This window comes from Sutcliffiella horikoshii, from assembly GCF_002157855.1.
Lineage (GTDB): Bacteria > Bacillota > Bacilli > Bacillales > Bacillaceae_I > Sutcliffiella_A > Sutcliffiella_A horikoshii_C.
Map to the genome: position 1 here is coordinate 3,324,120 of NZ_CP020880.1, position 26,203 is coordinate 3,350,322.

A 26,203-nucleotide genomic window follows, 5' to 3' on the forward strand; every position below is an offset into this window, starting at 1 on the left:
TTTTTCGCATTTTTAATTTACTGCGACTTCTTTTTGAGGATCAGAGATGACTATTTCTACTCTTCTATTTTTTTGATAATTAGTATCTGACGTATTGTCTACAATCGGCCTTGTATCACCATAACCTACTGCGCTGAAGCGCTCAGGATCCAATTCATGAGATTCAACAAGGTATCGAATCACACTACTAGCCCGTGCTGCAGATAATTCCCAGTTGGAAGGAAACTTTTCTGTTGAGATTGGTCTGTTATCGGTATGTCCTTCTACTTTGACCAGGTTCGGGATTTTCGTTAATAATGTTCCGACTTTATCGAGAAAAGGATGTGCAATTGGAAGGATTCTGGCTTCAGCCGTCTCGTATAAAACCTTTTCTTCTAGCACGAGAACGATGCCACGCTCTGTTCTGTTAGCAACCACTACATCCTCGAGGTCATTTTCTGCTAAAAATGTTTGTACCTCCACAAGCAGCTCTGCCAAACTATCTTCATTCTCTTGCGTTTGTTCCTCGTTTTTCGCTACATCTTCTTGGTTATTGGTCGACTCCGTATTCACAGAGAAATCTGTCGGGTGCTCAAAAGGAACAGCAGAAGGATTATAATCTAAGATATTTACTTGCTTAAACGATTCCGCTACCGCTTTAAACTTTACCAAGTCAATTTGAGACATAGAGAAAAGCAAGATGAAGAAAACCAAAACCAGCATGAACAGATCCGAAAATGTTACCATCCAAATGGGTGCTCCTGGAGGTGTGCCCCTCTTTTTCTTTCTTAGCATCATCGCACACTTTCCTCCAATGCCTCCATTTCCATTACTTCTTCTTGTACGCGGTCACGCGAAGTAAGGAATGCGGATAATTTCTCTTCCAGGATTTTAGGATTCTGGCCAGACTGCACCCCAATAACACCCTCTATAATAATTTGTTTGAGAAAAACTTCTTTTTCTGTTTTGTTTCCCAATTTATTGGCCATAGGAATGCAGATTAGATTGGCAATCAGGGACCCATATAATGTGGTCAAGATAGCGATGGCCATGTTTGGTCCCAAGGTAGTTGGATCATTCAGGTTGTTCAGCATTAAAACTAGTCCGATCAGGGTTCCAATCATTCCCCAAGCAGGTGCATATTCCCCTGCCTTGTCCAGGATGGTTTTCCCTTTTAAATGCCTCTCTTCCATTGCGCTTATTTCTGCATTCATGATGTCATTGATGACTTCTGGCTCAACTCCGTCAACGGCGAGAAGTATCCCTTTTTTAATAAATTCATCATCCACATCTTCCAATTCTGCCTCTAAAGCAAGTAGGCCTTCTCTTCTTGCTCGATCAGCAAGGCGGACAAATGTGTTAATCAGAACAGGCAGTTCCATTTCCTTACGGGAAAATGCGGCTTTTACGACTACGGGTACAAGCTTCAATTCTTTCATATTAAAACTAATGAATAGTGCCCCTGCCGTTCCCCCTAATACAATGAACAAGGACGCAGGATCCAGGAAACTTGCTAATCCTGCAAGACCGTTTCCGCTTAATATTCCAAACATTATCATCGCCAAACCGAGAACGATACCTATTGGTGTTAACATATCAAACTTTTTCATACTTTCTCCCCTGACCTTAAACGCTCTTGTTTGTTTTTAAATTGACTTACTACACTAACTCCCAGTTTCCTTTCGTTGCAGGTGGTCGCTTTCCGCGGGACGGTGCTTGAGCCTCCTCGGTTTCTCCTGTGGGGTCTCAATCTACCGTTACTCCCCCGCAGGACAAGGAAAGCTCCGCAGCAATTCATCGCACGAAGAAAATGCGTTAGCATTTTCGAGGAGTCTCCCACCTTCCACGCCAGTCAACTGGGGATAGTGGATTAATCAATTGATTGTCGTTTTTAGATAAAGAAAGAGGACAAACGTTTTGGTGGTTGTCCTCTTCTTTTACTATCTATATCGACAGTATTTTTATTTTGTTGAGCGTCTAAATTCAATTCTATGTGGAAGTACGACAGTTTGGTCTTCTACTTTCTCTTTGTTCATAAATTTCGTTAATAGTCTCATGGCTACTGCCCCGATATCATACATCGGTTGTACAACTGTAGAGAGCTGCGGACGGACCATTGTTGCCAGTCTAGTGTTATCAAAACCGATTACTTCAATATCTTCTGGGATGTTTAGTCCGTTGTCCTGAGCACCATGAATGACTCCCAAAGCCATTTCATCCGTTCCAACAAAAATGGCTGTTGGACGATCCTTCATTCCGATAAGTTTTTCCACAGCTTCTATACCGGAATCGTAAGAATAGTCACCTTCTATCACGATCTCCTCATCATAAGAAAGACCTGCTTCTTCTAGTGCACGTTTATAGCCAGTCAATTTTTTCTCACCGTTGATTGGTTCTTCAAAAAGACCTGACACATAACCAACTCGTTTATGCCCTTTTTCAATTAATGCTGTTACAGCGTCAAAAGAGGCTTGAACATAATCAATGGTCACTGATGGCACTTTATTGTCCTTTTCAATCGATGCTGCTAATACAATAGGTACTGGTGATCTTTCAAATTCAGCAGCCAGTTCTTCTGTTATATTACCACTCATGAAAACAATTCCATCTACTTGTTTGCCAAGCATCGTGTTTAACAGGTGTAATTCCTTGTCCACATTTTGATCGGAATTGCTTAAGATAATATTGTATTTATACATCGTTGCAATATCTTCAATTCCGCGAGCAAGCTCTGCATAGAAGATATTGGAGATATCAGGGATGATAACTCCTACTGTTGTTGTTTTTTTGCTTGCTAGCCCTCTGGCTACTGCATTGGGACGATAACCAAGACGTTCAATTGCTTCCAACACTTTTTTTCTTGTGGTTGGTTTTACATTCGGGTTTCCGTTTACTACTCGGGAAACCGTTGCCATGGAAACATTCGCTTCTCTTGCAACATCATAAATCGTTACATTCATTCACACACACTCTCCTTCTATATACATGCATCTATGTAAGGCAATATTTAATAAGATAAATTTGGCAAAATAACGCATTTATCTAATAATCATACGTTATTCTAAGCAGACAAGCAATGAATTTACTATACTCCTGCTTATATCTTTTGCTAAATGTAAATTTTTTATGAAAACTTATGAAAACAGACAAAGACGAGCGTTCTGCCCGCTCGTCTTTGGTGAAATCTTATTATGATTTGTATGCGTAGTGACTGCGCAATTCAGTGATGAACTCATTGAACTCATCGATGTCCATCTGCTGTGCCGCGTCGGAAAGTGCTACTGCCGGATCAGGATGAACTTCAGCCATCACTCCATCCGCACCGATTGCAAGTGCTGCCTTTGCTGTAGGCAATAGAAGATCTTTTCTACCTGTGGAATGTGTTACATCCACAAATACAGGTAAATGAGTTTCTTTCTTTAAAATTGGTACAGCAGAGATATCTAATGTATTACGTGTAGCTTTCTCATACGTTCTGATTCCACGCTCACACAAAATGATTTGGTCATTACCTTGAGAGATAATGTACTCAGCTGCATTGATGAACTCATCAATCGTAGCTGCAAGTCCTCTTTTTAGAAGAACTGGCTTTTTCACTGCACCAGCAGCTTTCAATAGTTCAAAGTTTTGCATGTTACGTGCACCGATTTGGATAACATCTACATAATCGCATGCGACTTCAATATCAGCAGGGTTGATGATTTCACTGATGATTGCCATATCGAACTCATCACCAACACGTTTTAATATCTTTAAACCTTCTAATCCCAGTCCTTGGAAGTCGTATGGAGATGTTCTTGGCTTGAATGCCCCACCACGCAGAAGTTTAATTCCTTGCGCTTTTGCTGCTTGGGCAACTTGGGCAACCTGTTCATAACTTTCAACTGCGCAAGGGCCGACGATGAAGTTTTGAGATCCATCGCCAATTTTTACTCCTTTTACTTCAACAACCGTATCTTCCGGTTTTTTCTTACGGGATACCAGTAAAGCTTTTCTATGATCATCTTTTTGCAGTTCAAGACCTGCTTTGAAAATCTCTTTGAATAAATGCTGTAAAGTGGAAGTTTCGAAAGGTCCATCGTTATGTTCCGTGATCAGGTCCAACATTTTTCTCTCACGGACAGGGTCATATCGATTTACACCTTGCGCCTCTTTAAGCTTTCCAATTTCTTGGACAAGCTCACCGCGCTTGTTAATAACCTCTAATAGTTGTAAGTTTAGTTCTTCGACTTGTTTTCGCAAGGCATCTAATTCGTTATGACTCATATAATTTCATCCTTTCTGTATTTATAACAGTACCGAGTTGTGGTACATTTCTATTAATTAGTTATTATAAACGATGACTTTCTGATTGTCACGGATTTTTTCTTTATTAATTAAACGCTTTTAAGCGGTAAAGTATTATATGATGCTACATAGGGATGGTGAATCTTCTTTGATTTTCGCATTGGATATTGGAACAAGGTCAGTGGTAGGACTACTGTTAGAACAAGATAAGAGTAAGTTCCGCATCAAGGATATAGTAGTAAAAGAGCACGAAGAACGCGCCATGTTGGATGGTCAAATTCATGATATTTTGGCAGTTTCTAAAGTAATTACATATGTGAAAGAAAAGTTAGAAGAAAAACATGGACCATTAAAAAAAGTATGTGTCGCTGCAGCAGGAAGAGCCTTAAAAACACAGACGGCCTATGCGATTCAAGATATTAAAGGGAAAGCACTTTTTACAGAAGACGATATATTTTTATTAGAACTTTCCGCTGTTCAGGAAGCGCAAAGGAAGTTACTCCAAGAAAGTGAGATTGACTCAGCAAACCAATATTTCTGTGTAGGATACTCAGTTCTAAGGTATTACTTGGATGAAGAAGAGATTGGCAGCCTGCTCGATCAAAGAGGGGAAAAAGCATCTGTTGAGATTATTTCCACATTCTTACCTAAAATCGTAGTAGAATCATTGATTTCAGCCCTTCAACGGTCGAACCTTCAACTTGAAGCCCTGACACTTGAACCGATTGCAGCGATTAATGCCCTCATTCCTCCTTCTATGCGAAGATTGAATATCGCCTTAGTAGACATTGGTGCTGGTACATCTGACGTGGCCATCTCCATGGATGGGACTGTCACTGCATACGGAATGGTCCCTGTTGCTGGGGATGAAATTACAGAAGGTTTGAGTGATGCTTTTCTACTTGACTTCCCACAGGCCGAACAAGCAAAACGCGACTTGCTCCATAAGGAGGATATTACCTTTACCGATATTCTTGGCTTTGAACAAACTCTCTCCAAACAAGAAATGGTAGATCAGATTTACTCCTCGATAGAGAAACTCGCTTCCTCTATCACAAAGGAGATTAAGAGGCAAAATAACCAAATAGCCCCTAAAGCTGTCATGCTTGTGGGAGGTGGAAGCCTTACCCCTTCTCTCCCTTTGCTCATTGCTGAAAAACTGGGCTTACCTGAAAATCGTGTAGCAATTCGAGGCGTAGACGCGATTGGGCAATTGGATCAAACAGACCTCCCTGTAAAAGGACCTGAATTTATCACGCCTATCGGGATTGCCATTGCTGCAAAGGAAAAACCAATCGAATACGTTTCTGTCACCGTCAATGAGCTTCCCGTTCGTTTATTTGATGTGAAAAAGCTGACCATTGGAGACAGCCTTTTAGCTGCGGGGATTAGCATCAACAAATTGGTTGGGAAGCCAGGCTTGGCATTAATGGTTGAGGTGAACGGGAAAGGAATTACATGTCCAGGAAGTTTTGGCGAAGCACCGAAGATTTTAAAAAATGGACAGCCAGCTCAAAGTTTTGATCCTATTGAAAATGGTGATGCCATTATGGTGGAAAAAGGCGTGGATGGAAAAGCAGCCGCGATTACTGTCCGTGAGGTTGTAGGAACAACGTTACCTATCGTTTCCGTAGCTGTAAACGGCAAAGCTGAAGCTATCAATCCAAGTATACTCCTTAACGGTCATCCAGTCTCATTGGACCAACAACTCGAAGACCGCGATAAGGTTACATTCACCTACCCGGAAACCATAAGGGACCTTCTGTTGCAGAGCAATGAAATTGCAGAAAAGGATCTTGAGCCATTTCACTTATTCATAAACGACGAGAAAACCAACCTTTCACCATTTTCTGTCCAAGTGAAGAAGAATGGAAAACAAGTCACTTTACATGACCATTTTTCCAATGAAGACAGTATTGTCTGGGAAAAAGGAAGCACACCTACAGTAAAAATGCTTGCTATCAATCAACAGTATGAAACCAAACAAGAAATAGCCGTCACTTATAAAGGGCAAAGAGTTGTCTTGAGTAAGGTGTTGCTTGAATTTTATCGCAATGGGAAGTTGCTTGAAGAGGAGGATATCCTACATAGAGGCGACCACCTGCAAGTGATGATCAGGCGCAAGGAGCCATTCATTTTTCAAGATATGTTCCGCTTCGTCGATATAGACAGACCAAAAGGCGCTGGATCCTTTATGTTAAAGAAAAATGGCATGGAAGCCTCTTTCTACGACTTTATCGACCATGGGGATGAACTAGACATAGAGTGGAAAAGTAAAGTCCTAGAAGTCAACTTGGAAGATAAGGCTTGATCCAAAATAAAACGAACGTGCATAGTCGCACGTTCGTTTTATTTTACGTTCTCTTGAAGGGAAGAATGGGTAATCTTCCAGTGGGTTGCACTCCATGCAACTTTTCCATTTTTAAATAATAACGCTTGCGGAGATTCATGCTTTACATCAAATGTCTCCGCGATATGATTGGAGAGTGGTCTAGCTTCTTGGACATTTAGATAAAAACATGGAACCTGATCTTGGTCTGCTACAAAGTTTTCGAATTCTTCAAATGCTGCATGACTGATTGGACATGTTGTGCTGTTTTTGAAGAATAAAAAAGTATCATTTTCTTGAACGATCTGATCGAATTCTTCTACAGATTGTACGATAGTTTTGCTCATACTATTACACCCTTTTCTGCTTGTTTTAAGAATATGGCGGCTGACACCGCTGTTGATTTCCGCAAATGGCTTCGCTTTCCGCGGGGCGACCTTGAGCCTCCTCACAACGCTTCAGGGGTCTCAACATTGTCGCTACTCCCCCGCTGGAGTCTTCGCTTTTGCTCCAATCTACAGCTATAAATCTCTCAGGAAATTAAAAACGGCGAAGTTATCATACCACTTCGCCGTTTTATTCTCAAGTTATGAGATTGTTTATTTTTCTTCTTTGTCTTCTTCGTTTGCAGATAGCTTTTTCTCTACGTCTTCTAACGCAGCTTTTGTATCTTCAAGGCGCTTTTTCACTTCATCTGTCATTTCATCAGATTCCGTTTCAATAGCAGTAGCGGCTTCTGAAATGATATCTTGAACCTGCTCTTGCAGCTCCATGGATATATCGCCATTTTTCTCGCGCAATTGTTTTACTTTATCCATCACTTGTTGTGTTTGATCCGTAATGGCTTTAGTCAATTGGTTTTTCTTATCTTTGGCAGTTTCAGCTAACTCCGTTGTATATTCAGTAGCTTGAACCTTCCAGTTATCTGTTCGTTCTTTTAATTGAGTCGCCTGGTCCGTGATATCTTCACGAAGCTCTCTACCGGATTTAGGAGCCAGGAACAATGCAGTTGTAGCTCCCACAATTCCACCAATTAATGTACCGATTAAAAAGTCTTTCGTGTTAATACCGTCAGTGTTCGTGTTCATCTCTTTCTTGTTCTCTTCGCTCATTTCCGATTCCTCCTCAAATTTTGTTGATTTTGTTTTTCTGTTTTCTCTCATTCCATTTGTCGACAATTTCCATGGCCACATTAGACCATTGAACAACTTGCGACACCTTATCCTGGTTTTGATCTAGTTGATGTGCAACATTATTAGATAAACGTGAAACGGAATGATTAAATCCTTGAATGGAAGTTCCAACATCCTTTACAGCAGTTACAACCGTATTAAGTTGTTGCGACTTATCTTGAATGTCATCCATTAATACATTGGTTTTATGTAGGATCTGCTCTGTCTCGGATGTGATCCCTTGCATCTGTTTTTCAATTCCACCTAATGTACCGGCAACTTGATTTAAAGTGCCTTGCACGGAAAGAAGAGTTTTGGAAACAAATATAACCAATATTAAAAAAGCAATAGCTACAATAATTGCGCTAATGTAAAGCAATTCACTCAAAGCGACACCTCCTGGCTGCTGACGTACATACTTACTATTTACCCCACATACTATAGTTTAAACATTCTATACTCTGTTTTATTCTAGGACAAAGAGAAAATCCCTTCAAGAATTTAAAGAATTTTTAAAAATATTACTAATATTTTTAGACAAAAAATTCAACAAAATACGCGTAATCGGTTACAATAATGATGATACATAACCAATCTCTTAGGGGGCAATACAATGAAGGATCCACGGATTCAAACTCTTGCAAAAAATTTAATCAACTATTCTGTTCGTCTTCAAAAAGGCGAAAAGGTATTAATCGAGAACTTCGGACTGCAAAGAGAACTTGTAGTAGCACTTGTCGATGAAGCTTATAAAGCTGGCGGATATCCATTCGTTTCATTAAAAGATGTTCAGGTAGACCGCGCCTTGTTAATGGGAGCTCAAGAAGAACAATATAGCATGAAAGCTGATTTTGAAGCAAATGTAATGAAAAACATGGACGCGTATATCGGGCTTCGTTCTGGCGACAACATCGCTGAATTATCCGATGTTCCGGATGACAAACAAAAAATCCAGGGCAGCACGGTTGGAAAGAAAGTTCACCGTGACATCCGTGTTCCAAAAACAAAGTGGGTGGTTCTGCGCTATCCGAATGCCAGCATGGCACAGCTTGCAAAAATGAGTACGGAAGGTTTTGAGAACTTCTATTTTGATGTATGTAATCTTGATTATGGGAAAATGAGCAATGCGATGGATGCTCTTGTTGAGCTGATGAATAAAACCGACAAGGTCCGTATTACAGGAGAAGGAACAGATCTAACATTCTCCATTAAAGATATTCCTGCCATTAAATGCGCAGGGGAAATGAATATCCCTGACGGTGAAGTATACACAGCACCTGTGAAGGATTCTGTTAATGGTACGATTACGTATAATACTCCATCTCCATACCAAGGCTTCACATATGAAAATGTGAAATTGACTTTCCGTGACGGTAAAATCGTGGAAGCAACAGCCAATGATTCTGACCGTATCAATAAGATTTTCGATACGGATGAAGGTGCACGTTTTATCGGGGAATTTGCAATCGGTGTTAACCCTTATATCCAACATCCGATGCAGGATATCCTATTTGACGAAAAGATTGACGGAAGCTTCCACTTCACACCTGGCCAGGCTTACGAAGACGCTTGGAACGGTAACAACTCTGACATTCATTGGGATATGGTAATGATTCAACGTCCTGAATATGGCGGAGGAGAAATCTATTTTGATGATGTATTGATCAGAAAAGATGGGAAGTTTGTGGTTTCAGAACTTGAGGGATTGAACCCGGAGAATTTGAAGTAAGCATTTAACTTGGACCACTCACATGGGAATGTGGGTGGTTTTTGTGTTTCTAAGTTCTTTAAAACTTCATCAAGACTTTTAACTCTTCATTTTCTCGCAGCCGATGTCTTTATGACCACTATCAAGTAGTTAGTCGGTAATCCTCGCTGTTCCTTTCCGCGAATGGCTGCGCTTTCCACGGGGCGACCTTGAGCCTCCTCGGCAAGCCTGCGGGGTCTCAACATTGCCGCTACTTCCCCGTAGGACAAGGAAGGCTTCGAAAGCGATACTTCGCACGAAGAAAATGTGTAGCATTTTCGAGGAGTCTCCGCCATATGCTCCAATACACAGCTAGAAATTACGTTAAAGAAACGTTTTTGGTTTTTCAGTAACTCGGTTAGGTAGTTTTTTGACTTTAGGGTAAATGAAGTCTTGTTAATTGGAGTGGAAGGCGCGCAGACGCCCGCAGGCAAGCGAAGCGCCTGGAACGGAAATCAACAAAATTCTAAATAAAACCGGCTTCCCCTCTACCTGAAGGAAAGCCGGTTCTTATTTATTCCACTTCGTGTTGAAGGGACTTTTCATATGCTTCTTGGAACTTGGTGACATCACCCGCACCCATGAAAATAATGACGCTATTTTCATGCTTCGCCAATAATGCAGTTCCTTCTTCTGACAAGATTTCTGCACGGTCTATTTTATCCAACAAATCATTGATCGTAAGCTTTCCTTGATTTTCACGGGCAGAACCGAAAATATCGCATAGGTAAACATGATCAGCACCGCTTAAACTTTCCGCAAATTCATTTAAGAATGTTTGAGTTCTTGTAAATGTATGCGGTTGGAATACAGCAATCACATCGCGATCTGGATACTTTTGGTTGGCTGCATCAATAGTCGCACGAATCTCAGTAGGGTGATGCGCATAATCATCAATCAATACTTGAGAGCCTATTACTTTTTCAGAAAATCTTCGTTTAACTCCTTCAAATGTAAGCAACTGGCTTTGAATCACATCTACTGGAATCTCCTCATAGTGACACAATGCGATTACAGCCAAGGAGTTCATGATGTTGTGGTCTCCATATCCATTTATTTTAAAAGTAGCATAATGGTTGTTACGTACATATACATCAAATGTGGTACCTTCTGTCGATTTTTCCACATGTCGTGCTTGGAAATCATTTTCTTCGCCAAAGCCGTAATAAATCACGGGAACTTTTGCTTGGATTTTTTGCAGATACTCATCATCTCCACAAGCGATGATACCCTTTTTCACTTGCATAGCCATCTCCTGGAATGCAGAAAACACATCATCGATACTGCCGAAATAATCCGGATGATCGAAGTCGATGTTTGTCATGATCGTATAATCTGGATAGTAAGACAAGAAATGTCTCTTATACTCACATGCCTCGAATACAAAATATTCACTATCTTCTACTCCACGACCAGTGCCATCTCCAATAAGATAAGAAGTAGGCTTTGCTCCTTGTATGACATGGGAGAGCAATCCAGTAGTAGAAGTTTTTCCGTGTGCTCCCGTAACAGCAATACTGGTATATTTCTCCATAAACTGACCCAGGAATTGCGGGTAGCGAATAACTGGTATATTAAGTTCTTTTGCCGCTTCTATCTCCTCATGCGTGTCAGGAAATGCATTACCGGCAATAACCGTCATATCTTCCGTTATGTTGTCCTTGTCAAAAGGAAGGATGGTGATTCCTTTTTCTTCGAGACCCTTTTGGGTAAAGAATCTCTTTTCAATATCTGAACCTTGTACTTGAAAGTGCATATCGTCCAATATCCCGGCAAGGGCACTCATTCCTGAACCTTTAATACCAACAAAATGATAAATGGTCATGAAAAAACCTCCAACATTTATCTATATATAATTCGCTTATTTTCTGCAAACGAACTGAATAATAGTTTTATTTTTGTACCATACCAAACGTAGTTTTCTCCGCATAGATAATCCATTATATGATTAGCGTCTAAAAATGCTAATTCCTTTATTCCCTTAAGTTTTAAGATTCAAACCATATGTAGAAAAGACTTTTCTTAACAACGACCTATTATAGCACTAATTCAACATTTCCTCTACCGTACCTTTATAAACCGGTAAATCACAGGAAAAAACCGATAGATCTTTCTCCTACCAGTTTCTCCATATACCACTTACTGCTATACTTCAATCCACTTTTTCTAGTCGTTCATTAAAACGGTATTTTCTTCCGGCCTTCGCTTGAGGTTCCCCGTTTAACACAACGTTATCTCCAGTAAACCCTATATGAATTTTCAACAGGCTTCCACCCACACCATAAATATCGACCGGTACGTGCTGCTCTTCGAATTCTCTGATGCGTTGCTCACTGAAACCACCGCTTACCACAATCTTGACATGTTGAAAACCTTCATTATCCAGTGCTTCACGAAGTGCGAAAACAAGCGGGGCATTTACCCCACGCGGATCAAAGGTTCCCAGTACATCTTGATGGCGGATGAAATGCTGATCAATCATGGTTCTCGATGTATCAACACGGACTCCTTTTAGCTTGTCACCGAATTCTCTAGCCACTTTCAATGCATCTGTAATGACATCGTTGTTGTAGTCTACCAGCACCAACAGGTCATCCTCAGGGAATTTTGCATGGTAAGCTTTAGAAGCTTCTACAACGTCCCCATTAAATAGCTGGATGAGGGCATGTGGCATGGTACCCATTCCTTTTTTCCCCCACCACTCATTCATCGCATGGGTTGCTTGCGCTGTGGAACCTCCAATATGCGCGGCATATCCGTCCCCAGCTTGTTGTGTATAATGATCATCACGATCTCCCATGAAAATGACTGGCTTTTGACCTGCAGCTTTCACTACATTATAAACATTCGTAGACACCGACGTTCTTCTGGCCAGAATGCCATCAATAACTCCTTCTAAGAATCCAAAATTCTGATATGGGCCTGTTATAGTTAAAACCGTTTCAAACGGCGCTATTTTATCCCCATCTTTTAAGGAATAAATCTCCAGTGATTCCGGGTCATCAGCGAAAGTTTTGATCAATGCAATGACTTCATCTGTCCCGCATAAGACCGCATGATTTTTTTGAAAAAATTGCATCGTCACAATGTTATCTGGTTTAAACGCTCTCACGATTTCTCTAGTTTTTAAAAAATATACAGCTGAGAACCATCCTTCTTTTACACGCTCGTCAAATTTGAACGTGCGATTGGTCAGCCTTTTAATTTTCCCTTGCAGCTTCAACTCAATTTCTTTCATCCTCTTAAAAGCTCCTTAAGACCCTGTTTTCGGGTTACTGTCTTGCCGGATATGCCGACTCCTATTGTTTACTAGTATTAATAATAATAGAAGATTGTATCCATTTACAACAACTTCAGTCTTGGAGCATTAATAGTCAGAATCTTGCATACTTACAAGCTCCTCTTCTGAAACAAGTACATCTCTTGGTTTACTACCCTTTGGACCGGATATAACACCATGGTCCTCCATCATTTCCATTAAGCGGGCAGCTCGGTTATAACCGATACGGAATCTTCTTTGCAAACTGGAGGTGGATGCCCCATTTTGATCAATTACATATTGGCATGCTTCTAAAAAGAGCTCATCTTCATCTTGTATGGTGCTCTCTTTTAGCAATTCACTCTGCTCAAACAAATAATTAGGTTTTTGCTCTTTTCGAACATGGTTAACCGCTCTCTCTATTTCTTCATCTGATACAAAGTTTCCTTGCACCCTGATAGGTTTTGGAGCACCATTTTCAAGTAACAGCATGTCACCACGCCCGAGAAGGCGCTCAGCCCCACCGATATCAATGATTGTTCTGGAATCGACTTGGGATGAAACAGAGAATGCAATCCGTGTAGGAATATTTGCCTTAATCAGTCCTGTAATAACATCAACGGACGGACGCTGTGTGGCAATCAGCAAATGCATCCCGCAGGCACGTGCTTTTTGAGCAATACGACAAATGGCCTCCTCTACATCACTAGGAGCAACCATCATCAGGTCAGCCAATTCATCAATGATGATGACCATATATGGCAAGGTTTCTTGGTTATGCTTTTTTGCCGTTTCATTGTACTTTCCAATATCTCTAACACCTGCATGAACAAACAACTCATAACGGCGTTCCATCTCTTCCACTGCCCATTTCAACGCAGCGGTTGCTGCCTTTACATCTGTGATAACCGGGCTTACCAGATGAGGAATATGATTGTATGGTGTAAGTTCCACCATTTTAGGATCAATCAATAAAAGTTTCACTTCATCTGGTGTACTTTTATACAACAAACTCATAATGATAGAGTTTACACAAACACTTTTTCCGGATCCCGTTGCACCTGCAATCAATCCGTGCGGCATTTTCTGCAAATCCAACACGACAGGTTGACCTGAGATATCCAAACCTAAAGCTACCGTCAATGGAGAATTATTCTGGATAAAAGATGGATGTCGAATAATTTCTCTTATAAATACTGGCTTGCTTACACGATTCGGTACTTCTATTCCTATCGTGTTTTTCCCTGGAATAGGCGCCTCCATCCGGATATCCCGGGCAGACAGACTCAATTTAATGTCGTCACTTAAATTGGTGATTTTGTTTACCTTTACTCCAGGCTCAGGTTGTACTTCGAATTGGGTAACAGATGGACCTTGTGTTGCTTTTACCACTTTGGCACCGACCCTAAAATGGTGTAATGTCTCGTCCAGCAATTGCTTTTGCGCTTCTACCCAGTCCTGATCTCCCTGAGAATGCTGTGGTGGGATGGCAAGCATCGTAATTGGCGGTTTTCTGAAAAAAGGTTGTGTCGTTTCCTCTTTGGACATCATTTGCTGTTTTCTTTCTAATGAACGTTTATCCTGTTTAAGCATAATGACATTAAACGGTATATTCTGTTTGGAGGAAGAATCCTTTTTTTGAGTTACTTCAGCTTTAGGAGTTTCTATCCGCTCCTCTTTAGGCTCGCTGTAATCTAGAGTTGCTGCGGATTCCTGTTCATAAGCAGAAACATCCTCTTCCACTTCGTTAACTTCAACAATTTCTTCTTTTACATCAATTGCTTTTACTTCTTCTATTTCTTCTTCCAATTGTTCTTCGTTAATAACTCTGTCTATCAATGAGGTTATTGGATTTTCACTTTCCAAGCTCTCTCCTGAAGATTCGTTTTCTTCTTCTAGTAACTCATCACTAAAAGCCTGTACCTTTAATTCATCTTTGTTCGTAATTTCTTCAAAGTTTGCACTAGAGTATCCCTCAAGTGGGTTTAATTCCACTATCTCATTAGAAATTGATTCTTTACTCAGCAGCTCGATCTCAGGTATATATTCTTCTTTCTTTTCCGGAAACGGACGTGGTTTGTATCCATAAATAGGGGACACCACTTCTGTAGGATGGAAAGGTTGTTTATTTTTATTGGTTACTTTTTCAAAAGCTCTAGGCGTGCTTTTCTTTATTGTAGGTTCTTGTTTTTTCACCGGCTCTTCTGTCGGTTTTTCTTTTTTTACTTTTATAGTTTCAGGCTTTTTTTGTTCTGTTGGTTTACTAGATTGATGGGCTTTTGACTGTTTTCTTTTTTCCTGTCTCAGCTGTTGTTCTTGTTTACCTTCATCTGGTATTAAGGGAAAGCGAAATTTCCCTGTAGGATACTGATAAGCCACTTTGGCTGTTGGTTGTTTTTGTTTATTTTCCGGTTTCTTAGCGTAATCTTGCTCAATGGTTGTTTCTTCCTCATCACTTAGCTGAGCAAACAGCTTTTTAAACCAGTTCACATTCATCACACACTTTCTTTGTTGTTCGTAACCTGTTCTATTAACAGGTTCAGTAGCCAAAAAACCACTAGAGATCGTCTAGTGGTGAAAATAAATAGGCATCTACGAGTTAACCTGAAAACGGTTGTCCCGCTTCATATTTCCCAGCTTCTAAAACAAGGATGCCTTTTTCAGTCGGGGCATTCGGAAGGTCGAGTTCTTTCGCAGAACAAATCATTCCGGAAGATTCAACGCCTCTCAGTTCTGCATCTCTAATGACAAGTCCACTAGGCATCACTGCTCCAACCTTTGCCACTACGACATATTGTCCACTATCTACATTTGGGGCACCACAAACAATCTGAAGCACTTCTGTTCCTACATCCACTTTACATACGCTTAGTTTGTCTGCATTTGGATGTTTCTCTTTTTCCGTCACATGTCCTACGACAAATTTTGGGCTGAGGTCGGGATTAAGTGTTTCCTTTACGCCATTTTCGTTCAAAGCATTATTAAGTTCTGCAATCAGGTCTTCTGTCAGGTTGACTGGGCCTTTAAAGTCGTTGACTGCTACATATTTGGATGCGTTGAAAAGGTTGTATCCTGCTATTTCTTTTGTTTCTTTATCTATAATCTTCGCAATGTCTCCGTTTTTTTCTACCATTCGATTGTTTAAATTGATTTCTTTTATGTAGATTAGTAGTGTGTCGCCTATTCCTTCTTGGTTATAGTACACGTTAATGGTCATTTTTTTCTTCCTTTCTATTAGTAAGTTAAGAGTAGCTCTGACATCCAGTTTCCTTGCGTTTCAGGTGTTCGCTTTCCGCGGGAAGGTGATTGAGCCTCCTCACAACACTTCAGGGGTCTCAACCAACCTTTTCTCCCCCGCTGGAGTCTCACACCTTGCACTTCAGTCAACTGGAGAAAATTTTTTATTTATTTTTTTTGTTGTCTTTTCCCAGGATGAATATTGGTTCTAATTCGCCTTCTTCATATAAGAAGGAGAGCGCGGTGATTGGAATTTTTCCGTTTACGAAAAAGCTCATGGTCAGTTCGGCAAGAATATCATAGCCTACTTCGTTTTGAATATCTGAAAGTATCAACACATCCTGATGCGGAACTGATATAGTCATCGTCCCGGATACTTGTTTTTTAAACGAATCTAAGAAAGAGTCGTTTAATATTCTGCTTGCGTCGTACCCATCATTGGAACGGACAAAATAAAAGGTATTTCCCGCGACCACATCTTCTTTCATAGTTGTCGGAAGCGATCTAACATTAAACATGGCCATTTCTTTGATGGTATTCTTCGTTAAATTCTCTCTTTGAAGAAGTTGCTCATCAATCAACTTATAGGACTTTCCTAAATCTACCGCGTAGTAAATCCTAGTTTCCGCTGTATGCTCATCATATACCAATGGAATGTCATTACTTGTCGTTGGAAATGAAGTAGAGCGAATAACAGGATAGATATGGCGTTCCGCACCATTCAATTGAACAGGCATTTTCATGCTTGTTAAAGCTTCTTTGACATAATACACATATTCTTCAATTGCATTTATATCATTTGTTTGTTCGTATTTCGATAGCACACCTTGTAGTGAGATAGAGATTCCCTTTTTTGTTTCCTTATCTTCAACCCGTAAAGATTCATTTTCTCGGTCATATGTAAATACCCAGTTTGGATGGGATAATTTCTCTTCCAATAATCTTTTAATTTTAAGTACTGTCATTTTTCCCATGAGGAACAATCCTTTCTCTCCATTGCTTACCCTTTATTGTACAACAAATCATTGAAAGAATGTAATTGTCGAAGTCTGTTTTATTAAAAGAAGTCTAACATGTCATCTTCCAACTTCATTTTCACTACACATAGACTTCATACCCCTTTCTACCTTCCATTTATCCTCCAAAAGGCCTGACATGATTGGATAAAAGCTGAAACATTGTACTCAAATTGGCATCCTTTATTCTTTTAGGAATAGTGAGGCTAGTAGATTTTGCTTGTTTTTTCAAGGAGTGTCAAATATTGAAGCCTGCTAGGACATTTCCACTATTAACCACTACCTGTTAAATAATGACTATTTTTAACGATAAACCTTACTACATAGAATTATTTTACAATTTTACTTCGTTTTGTAACTTTTTATCCAACCTCTACCAATTCCCTATAATGAAAAACCTGTCTCAAACTAACGGACTATTTTTAGAATATTCTGATACTTTTCTTCTTATTTCGACACTATTCTTCTACACACTTTATTAATCTTTAATTGTCACCGAGATACTCCTACATAGCGCAAGACCCTACCTCCCCTAGTGGCAGGTGGATACTTTCTAAATGAAAAGGGGGGAAATTCATCGGTTTTTTTGTATTTAATTTTAAAGGAGGATGTTGAATGAGTAGGAAGAACAAGCGTAATTTTGCTAGAGTATTCAGTATCATTATGTGTTTATTACTGATCGCCCCAAGCTTTATCCCTGGTACAGCTTCTGCACAAGGGAACAAAGCTTCCGTCTCTTTGGGTGAATCTAAAGAAGTGATGGCAAGTAAAATAACGGATCGCTTATCGACACAGTTTTCTAAAGATGGGGAAAAAGTTACCTTCCTTATCAAATTTAAAGAACAGGTAGATACGCAGGCAGTGGCTGCTAAAGCTGTGGAAACAGCAAAGGCTCAGAAAGCTTCTGCTGGACAAGAAAAACTGATGAAACGTAATGCTGTTGTCTCTGAGTTAAGAGCAACATCAATCGAAACCCAAGCAAATGTAAAAGAGTATCTTGAAAAAGCGGTAGCAGATGGAAAAGCAAAGGACATTCAATCCTTCTATGTAGTAAACGGTATGGCCGTTACTGCTACGAAAGAAGTAATGGAAGAGCTTGCTAGATTCCCAGAAATTGAAAAGCTACTACCAAACGAAGTACGTCAGTTGGATCCGGCGGCAGAAGCAGCTGCTACAACTGAAATAGAAGTAGAAGAAAAGCCTGCTGCAGGTCTTGAAAACATCGAGTGGGGCGTTGCTCAAATCGGTGCACCTCAAGCATGGGAAATGGGTGTTGACGGTCAAGGGACTGTAGTGGCGAGCATTGATACTGGTGTTCAGTATGATCACCCGGCCTTAATGGAAAAATATCGCGGCTATAATAGTGGTAGTGTGGATCATGAGTACAACTGGTTTGATGCTACTCCTGCAAACCAATCCACTCCTTACGATGATGACGGTCACGGTACGCACGTAACTGGTACGATGGTCGGTTCTGAGCCGAATGGATCTAACCAAGTAGGGGTTGCTCCTGGAGCAAAATGGATCGGAGTTAAAGCCTTTACTCCATCCGGTGGTACGGATGTTGCCCTTCTTGCAGCTGGTGAATGGATCCTAGCTCCAAAAGATGCTAGCGGAACTCCAAACCCTGCAATGGCTCCGGACGTTGTGAACAACTCATGGGGCGGCGGACCTGGTTTAGATGAGTGGTATCGTCCAATGGTTCAAGCATGGGTCGCAGCGGATATTTTCCCTGCATTCGCAGCTGGAAATACGCGTATTGGAAACCCTGGTGGTCCTGGATCTGTTTCCACTCCTGGTAACTATCCAGAATCTTTTGCAACTGGTGCAACAGATGTAAATATGAACCTTGCAAGCTTCTCTTTACAAGGTCCATCTCCTTACGATGAAATCAAGCCTGAAGTGTCCGCACCTGGTGTTGGAATCCGTTCTTCCTTCCCTGGAAACGAGTATGGTGCTGCTAGCGGAACTTCCATGGCAAGCCCACATGTAGCCGGTGTGGTTGCGTTACTAAAGCAGGTTAACTCTAACCTGACTGTTTCAGACATTGAGGAAATCTTGATGACAACTGCAACGGAAAGAACAGATTCCAATTTCCCTGATTCTCCAAACAACGGATATGGACACGGTATCGTCAATGCATTTGATGCTGTATCTTCCATCATTTCCGGTCTTGGAAAAATCAAAGGGCAAGTTGCAAAGGATGGAGAAGATAGCGAAGCTCCAACTTTTGAGCATACAGCACCTGCTGAAACTTATGCTGGCATGAATCTTCCTTTAAGCATTCATGTTCAGGATAATGTAAGTATTTCTTCTGTTACTCTTCAATACCAAAATGCTGATGGTGAGTGGGTAGACCTTGCTGCAGATCGTGCTTCTGGATCTTACAATGACGCTACTTATACAGCATCCATCCCTGGTGAAGATATTGCAGAACCTTCCGTATCTTATCGCTTTCACATTGTTGACTTCGGTGGCAACGAAGTCACATCTGATACGTACGAAGTAAGCGTTCAACCTGGTATTACACTTGGATACTCTACTGATTTTGAATCAGATCCAGTGGGCTGGTACTCTTTCGGAGCTAATGACGTTTGGGAATGGGGTGTACCAACAAGTGGCCCTGAATCCGCAAACTCAGGCGAGAAAGTATTTGCGACAAATCTGGCGGATAACTATGGTAACAGTGCAAACATGACACTAGTAATGCCTCCTGTTGATCTTCCTGCTGACAGCCCGGCATACTTGCAGTTCATGAACTGGCATAACCTTGAAACTCGCTATGATTTTGGGCATGTGTTTGTATCGACAGACCAAGAAAACTGGACTCAGCTACTGCGCTTTGACGGTACAACGACAGAATGGCAAGCACGTGAAGTCGATCTTTCCGAATATGCTGGACAGCGAATCTATATCGGCTTCAATGTAACAACTGACGGAAGCGTCGTACGACCTGGCTGGTACATTGACGATGTAGCATTATCTGCAGAATCTAATGCAACAGAGTCTGCTTCCACTCAACTTGAAGTAACGAAAGAAGAGAAAGTGGAAGCAAAAGCGGAGCAAGTAAATCCTGATAAAATTCATCCGGTTGCTACTCCTGAAAAAGAAGAAGCTGTGAAAGATGAGGTTAACCCGGCGGCACTTCCATTACATGCACAAGTGACTGTATTGGAAACAAACCGCTCTGTTAACACAAATCCTGCGAACGGCTATTACGAGCTTTTACATGCAGCAGGCACATTCACAGTACAAGCGGAAGCTTATGGATATCATCCTGCACAACAAACAGTTGACATCCCTGCAGACGGTGAGGCGACTGCAAACTTCGTATTAGACGAAATTGCACAAGGAACCGTTACTGGTACTGTAACTAACAGCGCTACAGGTGAACCTGTTGCCAACGCTACATTGATGCTTGTTGAGGATGCAGCTATTGCCCCTGTAACAACAGATGAAAACGGAAACTTCTCTATCACTGCTTATGAAGGCGACTATACTCTACGTATCATGGCTCCTTCTTATTACAGTGAAACTATGGAGATATCCATTGAAGGAGATGCTACAACAGAACTTGACATCGAATTACGCCCATTCATCGGATACCCTGGTGAAATCGGCTATGACGATGGTACTGCTGAGAATGCTCGTGCATTCTATGATGCTGGAAACGGTTGGGCAGTAAAAATGTCCTTACCTGAAGGTCAAAACAGTGCGCTTGTCACTGGTGGATTATTCCGATTCTGGGATACTACATGGCCAGATCCTGGTGGGACAGACTTTAAAGTAGAGGTTTGGGATGCATCTGGCGCTGATGGAGCACCTGGATCTAAGCTTGCTGGACCATTTGATGGAACGGCTCTTCGCACAGGCGAATGGACAACAGTTGACTTAGCTGAGCATGGAATTATCGTAGAACAAGACTTCTACATGGTTTACATCCAGTCTCAACCAAATCCGAATGCGCCTGGACTTGGAACTGATGAAGATGGACCAAACGCTGGCCGCAGCTGGCAATATGTAGGTGGTGCATGGTCTCCTGCTCCTGAAGAAGAAGGGAACTATATGATCCGTGCTTTGGTTAATTTTGAAGTAACAGCACCTACTATTACTTCACCTGCTGATGGAACTTACACAAATGAATCGACTGTAACGGTGGAAGGTAACGCATCCCCGACAACGACGGTTCATGTATTGAACAACGGCGAAGAAGTGGCAACTGCTACAGCTTCTGAAGAAGGAACATTTGCATTGGATATTGAGCTTGCTAACGGAGAAAACGTGTTAACAGCTAAATCCTCTACTGAAACAGGCGAGACAGAAGAATCTGCACCTGTAACAGTTGTTCTTGATCAAGCTAAACCAGAGCTTGCCATTACAAGCCCTGAAGATGGTTCCAAAACGAACCGTGAAACGGTTACCGTAACAGGAACAGTAGCAGATGAAAACCTTGATTTTGTAAAAGTCAATGGAAAGAAAGCTTCTGTTGAAGATGGCACTTACTCTCTAAGAGTAATGCTTGAAAATGGAGAAAATAACATTCGTGTTGTTGCTCAGGATTTAGCTGGCAACCGTAAAAGACAAGATGTAACGGTATATGCTAACTACGTTGCGCCTGAGATCTCTAACCTTAAGCCAGAAGAAGATAAGCACTTAAGTGCCGGTGAATCTGTGAAGATTGAATTTAACAGTGAAGAAGGCCTACGTGCAACATTCTCTATCCGTATGCCATTAACAAATGCTTCCATGATGATGCAAGGAAACGACGTAAACAATGCAGTCAGCAATGCAGTGGAACTTCCATTGATGGAACAATCTCCTGGCTATTATGTAGGATATTGGACTGCTACTTCTAGCGTCGTGGCAAGTGGAGCAGAAATCGAGGTTAAAGTAGCGGATGACTTCGGTAATGTGACTCGTGCTATTGCAGACGGTAAGCTGTTCATCAATGATGAAAATGATGGTAGTAAAAAAGGTAAAAAGAAAAAGAAAAAGAATAACTAGGTAAATGAGAAGGAGCAGGCATCCACGGGACACCGTGATTGCCTGCTCCTTTGTAAATTATAACGAAGCAACAAATGCCTCAATCTCTTCTTGCGTTTTGCGGTCTTTGCTTACAAAACGACCTGCTTCTTCTCCATTTTTAAAACCAACAAAGCTTGGAATTCCAAATACGCTCAATTCAGCACAAAGATCAATAAACTCATCTCTATCCACGTAAATAAACGTATATTCCTTAAACTTTTCCATGATTTCAGGCAAGACTGGCTCGATGACGCGGCAGTCCGGACACCAATCTGCAGAAAACATAAACACCACATTTTTCTCACTTTTCAATTGGTTGAATTGCTCTAAGGATTGTAGCTTTTCCATCAACATATCACCCTCCGATATTTATTTTCATATCGCCTTCTTTAATGAAAGCTTTCTTTCTCATCCATTCTGATATTGCTAAACTTACCACAGCAGGACCTAAAATGTGAAGTAACAAGACTTTAATAAGAACAGAGACAGAGAACCCCATAGCCGTAAAAGTCATAATCTGACCAACCAATCCACTCGTCCCCATACCAGCCCCTTCTTTAACATTCGTCATTTGAAAAATTGTCGTTCCAAGTGGAGCGAAAATCATACCGGCAATGGTAGGCGGTATAATAATCATGGGATTTTTAATAACATTTGGCACTTGCAGCATGGAAGTACCTATTCCTAATGCCAGCAGTCCTGCCATTTTATTTTCACGATAACTGCTTACAGCAAACCCGACCATTTGAGCTGCACAGCCAATTGTCGCTGCCCCCGCTGCAATTCCTTCAAGTCCCAGCATCAAAGCAATTGCTGCACTTGATATGGGCGCTGTCAAAGCCCACCCCATCAGAACCGCTACTAAAATTCCCATCACAATAGGCTGTTGTTCAGTAGCCCACATGATAATCGCTCCTAGTGAATTCATGCCAGCATTAATCGGCGGACCAATAAAAGTCGCAACAAGGAATCCCGTCAGTATCGTGACAAAAGGCGTAACCAGGATATCTACTTTCGTTTCTTTTGAAACCATCTTCCCCACTTCTGTTGCCAATAAAGCTGCAACGAAACTACCTGCGGGTCCGCCTAATTGTGCACCGGCAGCTCCTGCAATAAGAGCTGAAAACAGCACCAATGGAGGCGCCTTCAAACCATAGGCCACAGCTGCCCCTATCGCCGGACCCATCAAACTCATTGCCAGAATACCCATGTCTGTTAAGAATGTCCAACCTGCTTGATCCCCGACCGTTTTGATAATCAGTCCGATTATCAGCGAGGAGAACAGTCCGAGCGCCATAAAGCTCAGACCATCAATAAAGTAAACCCTTGGCGATAATGATACTCCCTTTTTATGTAGAAAAGATTTCATATTCTCACTCTTTCCTTATATATTTCCTACCAGCTTTACATTAATAATACCGAATCATGGTCGATATATACTAGTAGATATTCAAGCTTTTGTTAAAAGGTAGTTGTGAATTTTGTAGAATTATGTCTATAATTACTTTAAAATATCAGACTTTTAACAAAACATATAAAATTCGAAAGTCTTTTATGTTTTAGGGGGGTAACATGAAAACAATTAGAGGTAGAGTTAGATTTATTTTATTGACTGCTATAACAGGACTCATCATTGTACTATTATTCAATTTCTTTTTCTACTTTACGCAATCCGCGGAAAAAGAGCAAGAAGCAGCGTTGTTTGAAGCCGTAAATGGAAGTAAAGAAATTAAGTTCGCTTTTTCAGATACTCGAAAGAACGAACAAGAGTTTTTAAGAATACCCAGTGACGAAACATCCGTTGCTATAAAAGAAAACTTGGAAAACATTAAGCAGGATGCATCTAGGTTGCAACAACAATTCGCAGAATATGAGGAGATTGCCACTCGATTTGAACAAATTGAAACGGCAGCTACTAACTATTTGAACGAATTTGTCCCACTTGAAGAATTATATAAAGAAATAGGATATACAGAGTTCACAGGACTTCAAGGAGATATGAACGGAAATGTTAGAAACTTGGTTATTAATGTGCGCGGAGCCAATCGGGAAGAACTAAATGCAACATTGATGAACCTTCGCCTATATGAACAGCAATTCTTAGCCACAAAACAAGAAGCAAGATATAGAGATTTCATGAAAAGTGCCGAAACCTTCAAAGAGCAATTGGCTGAAACCGATTTGCCCGACTCACAAAAGAGTGGGCTGTTGGAGCTTTATAACCCTTATGTTCAAGCTATGACTGATTTATATAATAACTACAATTCTTCTTACGAATTTGTGAGGAATTTTGAAGAAATAAGCAATGGCGTTGAGCAAAGTGTGAATGAGGTAGAAGCTGCGGTAACAGATTTGCAGTCTACCATACAGACAGAAGCCAATCAAAAGTTGCAGACGATCATGTTGCTAACATTAATCATTAGCGTACTGTTATTAGTATTTTTAAGCACCACTGGCTATTTCTTAAATAGAAAAATAGCCTCCTCCATCCGTTCGTTAAAGGATGGTGCATCAAAAATCGGAGAAGGCAATTTCGCCTACAGGGTACCTATCACAACGAAAGATGAAATGGCGGACTTAGCGGTCACTTTCAATGCGATGGCTGAAAAGGTTCAGGTTTCACTTTTAAAAGTAATGGAAGCGACAGATAAGTTGCAGTCTTCCTCACAAAACCTTGCCGCGATTTCAGAAGAGACGACTGCCCAATCTACAGAAGTGAACGAAGCCATAAAACAAGTGGCCATTGGGTCAAGTGAACAAGCACTTCATCTCGATGAAAGTACAGATATCCTGAAGCGCGTGAAAGCTGCAGTCGAACAGGCAAACCAATTGAGTAAAGACATTAAGACAAAGGCCGATCACGCAAGAACAATGGGAGAAGATGGACTAACAGTAGTAAAGGATTTATATAATTCTTCCGAACAATTTCTTGAACTTGCCAACCATCTAACAGAACGAGTGCAACAAGCCACAAAGCAGTCACAACAAATTAACTCCATCGTCGGCACGATCCAGGAGATTGCAGAAAACACGGACCTACTAGCATTGAATGCTGCAATCGAATCTGCTCGTGCAGGTGAAGCCGGCAGAGGGTTTGCAGTGGTGGCACAAGAGGTTAGAAAATTGGCTGAACGCTCCAAACATGAAGCATTGTCCATTAAAAAGTTAGTAACAGAAATGGGCAAGCAAATGGGCAAGCTTTCAGACGATGCACTACAATTCAATGAATACAGGGATCTCCAACAGGAATCCGTCAATCAAACGAAAACATCTTTTGAAAAAATTGCCGGAAATGTTATGGAAATAAACCATAAAGTAGATGATGTGCAAGAAGCAATTGGACATGTAACAGAATCAAACAAACAGCTTGAAGAAAAATTATCAGAAGTACATTATATTTCCGAAGAGGCAGCCGCAACTTCCGAACAGGTAAGTGCTTCGAGCGAACACCAAATACTTGCCATCGAACAAGTAAACGAAGCAGCAATTTCCCTATCAGATATTGCCAATGAACTTCAAGAAGAAGTCAGTCAGTTTACAGTAGAAGATGAGAACGCACTTCCTATAGAAGAAACAGATTATGTCGATGAACAACTTGATTCGGAAGAAATAGAAGATGAAACTTCATCCAACGATACCGATGACGAAGAAAAACTAAAAGAAAAATGGATACACGAAGAAGCTGCAGCCTCGATCGAACAAACCGCAGCAACGGGAGAACAAGAAAATAAGCAATAAAACGAATGAAAGGTTTGCCTACTTTATTAAAGAACAAAATCGCTAACGCTATCTAAAACCACGTCCCAAGAACTTAATCTCTTGGGACGTTTTTTCACTTTTCGCATTGCTTTGAAATATAGTCCTTGGCCGGATCTTTCCTTTGCTCTCATCTTTGACTATTTCAATAAAATCTCTTGTCACCAAGGTCTTCATAATGGCGATGAGGACATCTCTTCTCCTGATTTCTCGTCACTGATGTCTTCATAACGGTGATGAGGACATCTCTCCTCCTGATTTCTCGTCACTGATGTCTTCATAACGGTGATGAGGACATTTCTTCTCCTGATTTTTCGTCACTGATGTCTTCATAACGGTGGTGAGGACATCTCTCCTCCTGATTTTTCGTCACTGAGGTCTTCATAACGGCGAGCA

At 41.0% G+C, this 26,203-nt stretch carries 19 protein-coding genes; 4 read left to right on the plus strand and 15 right to left on the minus strand.

Going from position 1 to position 26,203, the window contains the following annotated elements:
• Positions 1-12 precede the first annotated feature (12 nt).
• The 4 genes from motS to B4U37_RS17040 form a co-directional block, all read right to left on the minus strand.
• Entirely contained in the window at positions 13-777 is a 765-nt protein-coding gene (gene motS, locus B4U37_RS17025; RefSeq protein WP_088019213.1) for a flagellar motor protein MotS, read from the minus strand.
• On the minus strand, positions 774-1,589 hold the full coding sequence (gene motP / locus B4U37_RS17030; RefSeq protein WP_088019214.1) for a flagellar motor protein MotP: 816 nt from the start codon (positions 1,587-1,589) through the stop codon (positions 774-776). Before motP ends, motS begins: the two co-directional genes overlap by 4 nt.
• Positions 1,590-1,940: 351 nt before the next feature.
• A complete protein-coding gene (gene ccpA, locus B4U37_RS17035) occupies positions 1,941-2,939 on the minus strand; it encodes a catabolite control protein A (protein ID WP_088019215.1) in 999 nt (332 codons plus the stop codon).
• Between the two features lie 229 nt (positions 2,940-3,168).
• On the minus strand, positions 3,169-4,245 hold the full coding sequence (locus B4U37_RS17040) for a bifunctional 3-deoxy-7-phosphoheptulonate synthase/chorismate mutase (RefSeq protein ID WP_010195438.1): 1,077 nt from the start codon (positions 4,243-4,245) through the stop codon (positions 3,169-3,171).
• A 139-nt stretch (positions 4,246-4,384) separates the two neighbouring features.
• Between B4U37_RS17040 and B4U37_RS17045 the strand changes: the two genes are divergently transcribed.
• The gene (locus B4U37_RS17045; RefSeq protein ID WP_088019216.1) at positions 4,385-6,577 is read left to right on the plus strand and encodes a cell division protein FtsA; all 2,193 of its coding nucleotides are present in this window, start codon (positions 4,385-4,387) and stop codon (positions 6,575-6,577) included.
• 38 nt (positions 6,578-6,615) lie between these two features.
• Here the strand turns inward: B4U37_RS17045 and ytxJ are convergent, their stop codons facing one another.
• The 3 genes from ytxJ to B4U37_RS17060 all read right to left on the minus strand — a co-directional run bounded on the left by ytxJ (position 6,616) and on the right by B4U37_RS17060 (position 8,155).
• Complete coding sequence (ytxJ, locus tag B4U37_RS17050; RefSeq protein WP_010195433.1) at positions 6,616-6,942, minus strand: bacillithiol system redox-active protein YtxJ; 327 nt, start codon at positions 6,940-6,942, stop codon at positions 6,616-6,618.
• A 252-nt stretch (positions 6,943-7,194) separates the two neighbouring features.
• Positions 7,195-7,707, minus strand: a complete 513-nt coding sequence (locus B4U37_RS17055) for a YtxH domain-containing protein (RefSeq protein ID WP_088019217.1) — start codon at positions 7,705-7,707, stop codon at positions 7,195-7,197.
• Between the two features lie 13 nt (positions 7,708-7,720).
• Positions 7,721-8,155 carry a DUF948 domain-containing protein gene (locus tag B4U37_RS17060; RefSeq protein WP_010195430.1) on the minus strand — a complete coding sequence of 145 codons (435 nt, stop codon included), beginning with the start codon at positions 8,153-8,155 and terminating at the stop codon, positions 7,721-7,723.
• Between the two features lie 225 nt (positions 8,156-8,380).
• Between B4U37_RS17060 and B4U37_RS17065 the strand changes: the two genes are divergently transcribed.
• The gene (locus tag B4U37_RS17065) at positions 8,381-9,496 is read left to right on the plus strand and encodes an aminopeptidase (RefSeq protein WP_088019218.1); all 1,116 of its coding nucleotides are present in this window, start codon (positions 8,381-8,383) and stop codon (positions 9,494-9,496) included.
• A gap of 532 nt (positions 9,497-10,028) precedes the next feature.
• Here the strand turns inward: B4U37_RS17065 and murC are convergent.
• The 5 genes from murC to B4U37_RS17090 all read right to left on the minus strand — a co-directional run bounded on the left by murC (position 10,029) and on the right by B4U37_RS17090 (position 16,984).
• Positions 10,029-11,339 carry a UDP-N-acetylmuramate--L-alanine ligase gene (gene murC / locus B4U37_RS17070; protein WP_010195428.1) on the minus strand — a complete coding sequence of 437 codons (1,311 nt, stop codon included), beginning with the start codon at positions 11,337-11,339 and terminating at the stop codon, positions 10,029-10,031.
• A gap of 327 nt (positions 11,340-11,666) precedes the next feature.
• Positions 11,667-12,752 (minus strand): nicotinate phosphoribosyltransferase, encoded by a 1,086-nt coding sequence (locus B4U37_RS17075; RefSeq protein ID WP_088019219.1) that lies wholly within the window; start codon positions 12,750-12,752, stop codon positions 11,667-11,669.
• A 129-nt stretch (positions 12,753-12,881) separates the two neighbouring features.
• Positions 12,882-15,269: a DNA translocase FtsK gene (locus tag B4U37_RS17080; RefSeq protein ID WP_245840102.1), complete on the minus strand. Its 2,388-nt coding sequence runs from the start codon at positions 15,267-15,269 to the stop codon at positions 12,882-12,884.
• 103 nt (positions 15,270-15,372) lie between these two features.
• Positions 15,373-15,984 carry a YtpR family tRNA-binding protein gene (gene ytpR, locus B4U37_RS17085; RefSeq protein ID WP_187443842.1) on the minus strand — a complete coding sequence of 204 codons (612 nt, stop codon included), beginning with the start codon at positions 15,982-15,984 and terminating at the stop codon, positions 15,373-15,375.
• Between the two features lie 190 nt (positions 15,985-16,174).
• Positions 16,175-16,984 (minus strand): DUF1444 domain-containing protein, encoded by an 810-nt coding sequence (locus B4U37_RS17090; RefSeq protein WP_088019221.1) that lies wholly within the window; start codon positions 16,982-16,984, stop codon positions 16,175-16,177.
• 657 nt (positions 16,985-17,641) lie between these two features.
• Between B4U37_RS17090 and B4U37_RS17095 the strand changes: the two genes are divergently transcribed.
• A complete protein-coding gene (locus B4U37_RS17095) occupies positions 17,642-22,030 on the plus strand; it encodes a S8 family peptidase (protein ID WP_088019222.1) in 4,389 nt (1,462 codons plus the stop codon).
• Between the two features lie 57 nt (positions 22,031-22,087).
• Here the strand turns inward: B4U37_RS17095 and B4U37_RS17100 are convergent, their stop codons facing one another.
• Complete coding sequence (locus B4U37_RS17100) at positions 22,088-22,399, minus strand: thioredoxin family protein (protein WP_088020344.1); 312 nt, start codon at positions 22,397-22,399, stop codon at positions 22,088-22,090.
• Positions 22,400-22,406: 7 nt separating this feature from the next.
• Entirely contained in the window at positions 22,407-23,420 is a 1,014-nt protein-coding gene (locus B4U37_RS17105; RefSeq protein WP_088019223.1) for a PTS sugar transporter subunit IIC, read from the minus strand.
• A gap of 203 nt (positions 23,421-23,623) precedes the next feature.
• Here B4U37_RS17105 and B4U37_RS17110 point away from each other — a divergent pair, with 203 nt between their 5' ends.
• Positions 23,624-25,789 (plus strand): methyl-accepting chemotaxis protein, encoded by a 2,166-nt coding sequence (locus B4U37_RS17110; protein WP_088019224.1) that lies wholly within the window; start codon positions 23,624-23,626, stop codon positions 25,787-25,789.
• Positions 25,790-25,837: 48 nt separating this feature from the next.
• Here B4U37_RS17110 and B4U37_RS22075 read toward each other — a convergent pair whose 3' ends face one another.
• Positions 25,838-25,984: a hypothetical protein gene (locus B4U37_RS22075; RefSeq protein ID WP_157663818.1), complete on the minus strand. Its 147-nt coding sequence runs from the start codon at positions 25,982-25,984 to the stop codon at positions 25,838-25,840.
• Positions 25,985-26,203 lie beyond the last annotated feature (219 nt).

Coding starts and splice junctions, on each gene's coding strand:
- motS (WP_088019213.1), bottom strand. CDS start 777: ATGATGCTAAGAAAGAAAAAGAGGGGCACACCTCCAGGAGCACCCATT.
- motP (WP_088019214.1), bottom strand. CDS start 1,589: ATGAAAAAGTTTGATATGTTAACACCAATAGGTATCGTTCTCGGTTTG.
- ccpA (WP_088019215.1), bottom strand. CDS start 2,939: ATGAATGTAACGATTTATGATGTTGCAAGAGAAGCGAATGTTTCCATG.
- B4U37_RS17040 (WP_010195438.1), bottom strand. CDS start 4,245: ATGAGTCATAACGAATTAGATGCCTTGCGAAAACAAGTCGAAGAACTA.
- B4U37_RS17045 (WP_088019216.1), top strand. CDS start 4,385: ATGATGCTACATAGGGATGGTGAATCTTCTTTGATTTTCGCATTGGAT.
- ytxJ (WP_010195433.1), bottom strand. CDS start 6,942: ATGAGCAAAACTATCGTACAATCTGTAGAAGAATTCGATCAGATCGTT.
- B4U37_RS17055 (WP_088019217.1), bottom strand. CDS start 7,707: ATGAGCGAAGAGAACAAGAAAGAGATGAACACGAACACTGACGGTATT.
- B4U37_RS17065 (WP_088019218.1), top strand. CDS start 8,381: ATGAAGGATCCACGGATTCAAACTCTTGCAAAAAATTTAATCAACTAT.
- murC (WP_010195428.1), bottom strand. CDS start 11,339: ATGACCATTTATCATTTTGTTGGTATTAAAGGTTCAGGAATGAGTGCC.
- B4U37_RS17075 (WP_088019219.1), bottom strand. CDS start 12,752: ATGAAAGAAATTGAGTTGAAGCTGCAAGGGAAAATTAAAAGGCTGACC.
- B4U37_RS17080 (WP_245840102.1), bottom strand. CDS start 15,269: ATGAATGTGAACTGGTTTAAAAAGCTGTTTGCTCAGCTAAGTGATGAG.
- B4U37_RS17090 (WP_088019221.1), bottom strand. CDS start 16,984: ATGGGAAAAATGACAGTACTTAAAATTAAAAGATTATTGGAAGAGAAA.
- B4U37_RS17095 (WP_088019222.1), top strand. CDS start 17,642: ATGAGTAGGAAGAACAAGCGTAATTTTGCTAGAGTATTCAGTATCATT.
- B4U37_RS17100 (WP_088020344.1), bottom strand. CDS start 22,399: ATGGAAAAGCTACAATCCTTAGAGCAATTCAACCAATTGAAAAGTGAG.
- B4U37_RS17105 (WP_088019223.1), bottom strand. CDS start 23,420: ATGAAATCTTTTCTACATAAAAAGGGAGTATCATTATCGCCAAGGGTT.
- B4U37_RS17110 (WP_088019224.1), top strand. CDS start 23,624: ATGAAAACAATTAGAGGTAGAGTTAGATTTATTTTATTGACTGCTATA.
- B4U37_RS22075 (WP_157663818.1), bottom strand. CDS start 25,984: ATGAAGACCTTGGTGACAAGAGATTTTATTGAAATAGTCAAAGATGAG.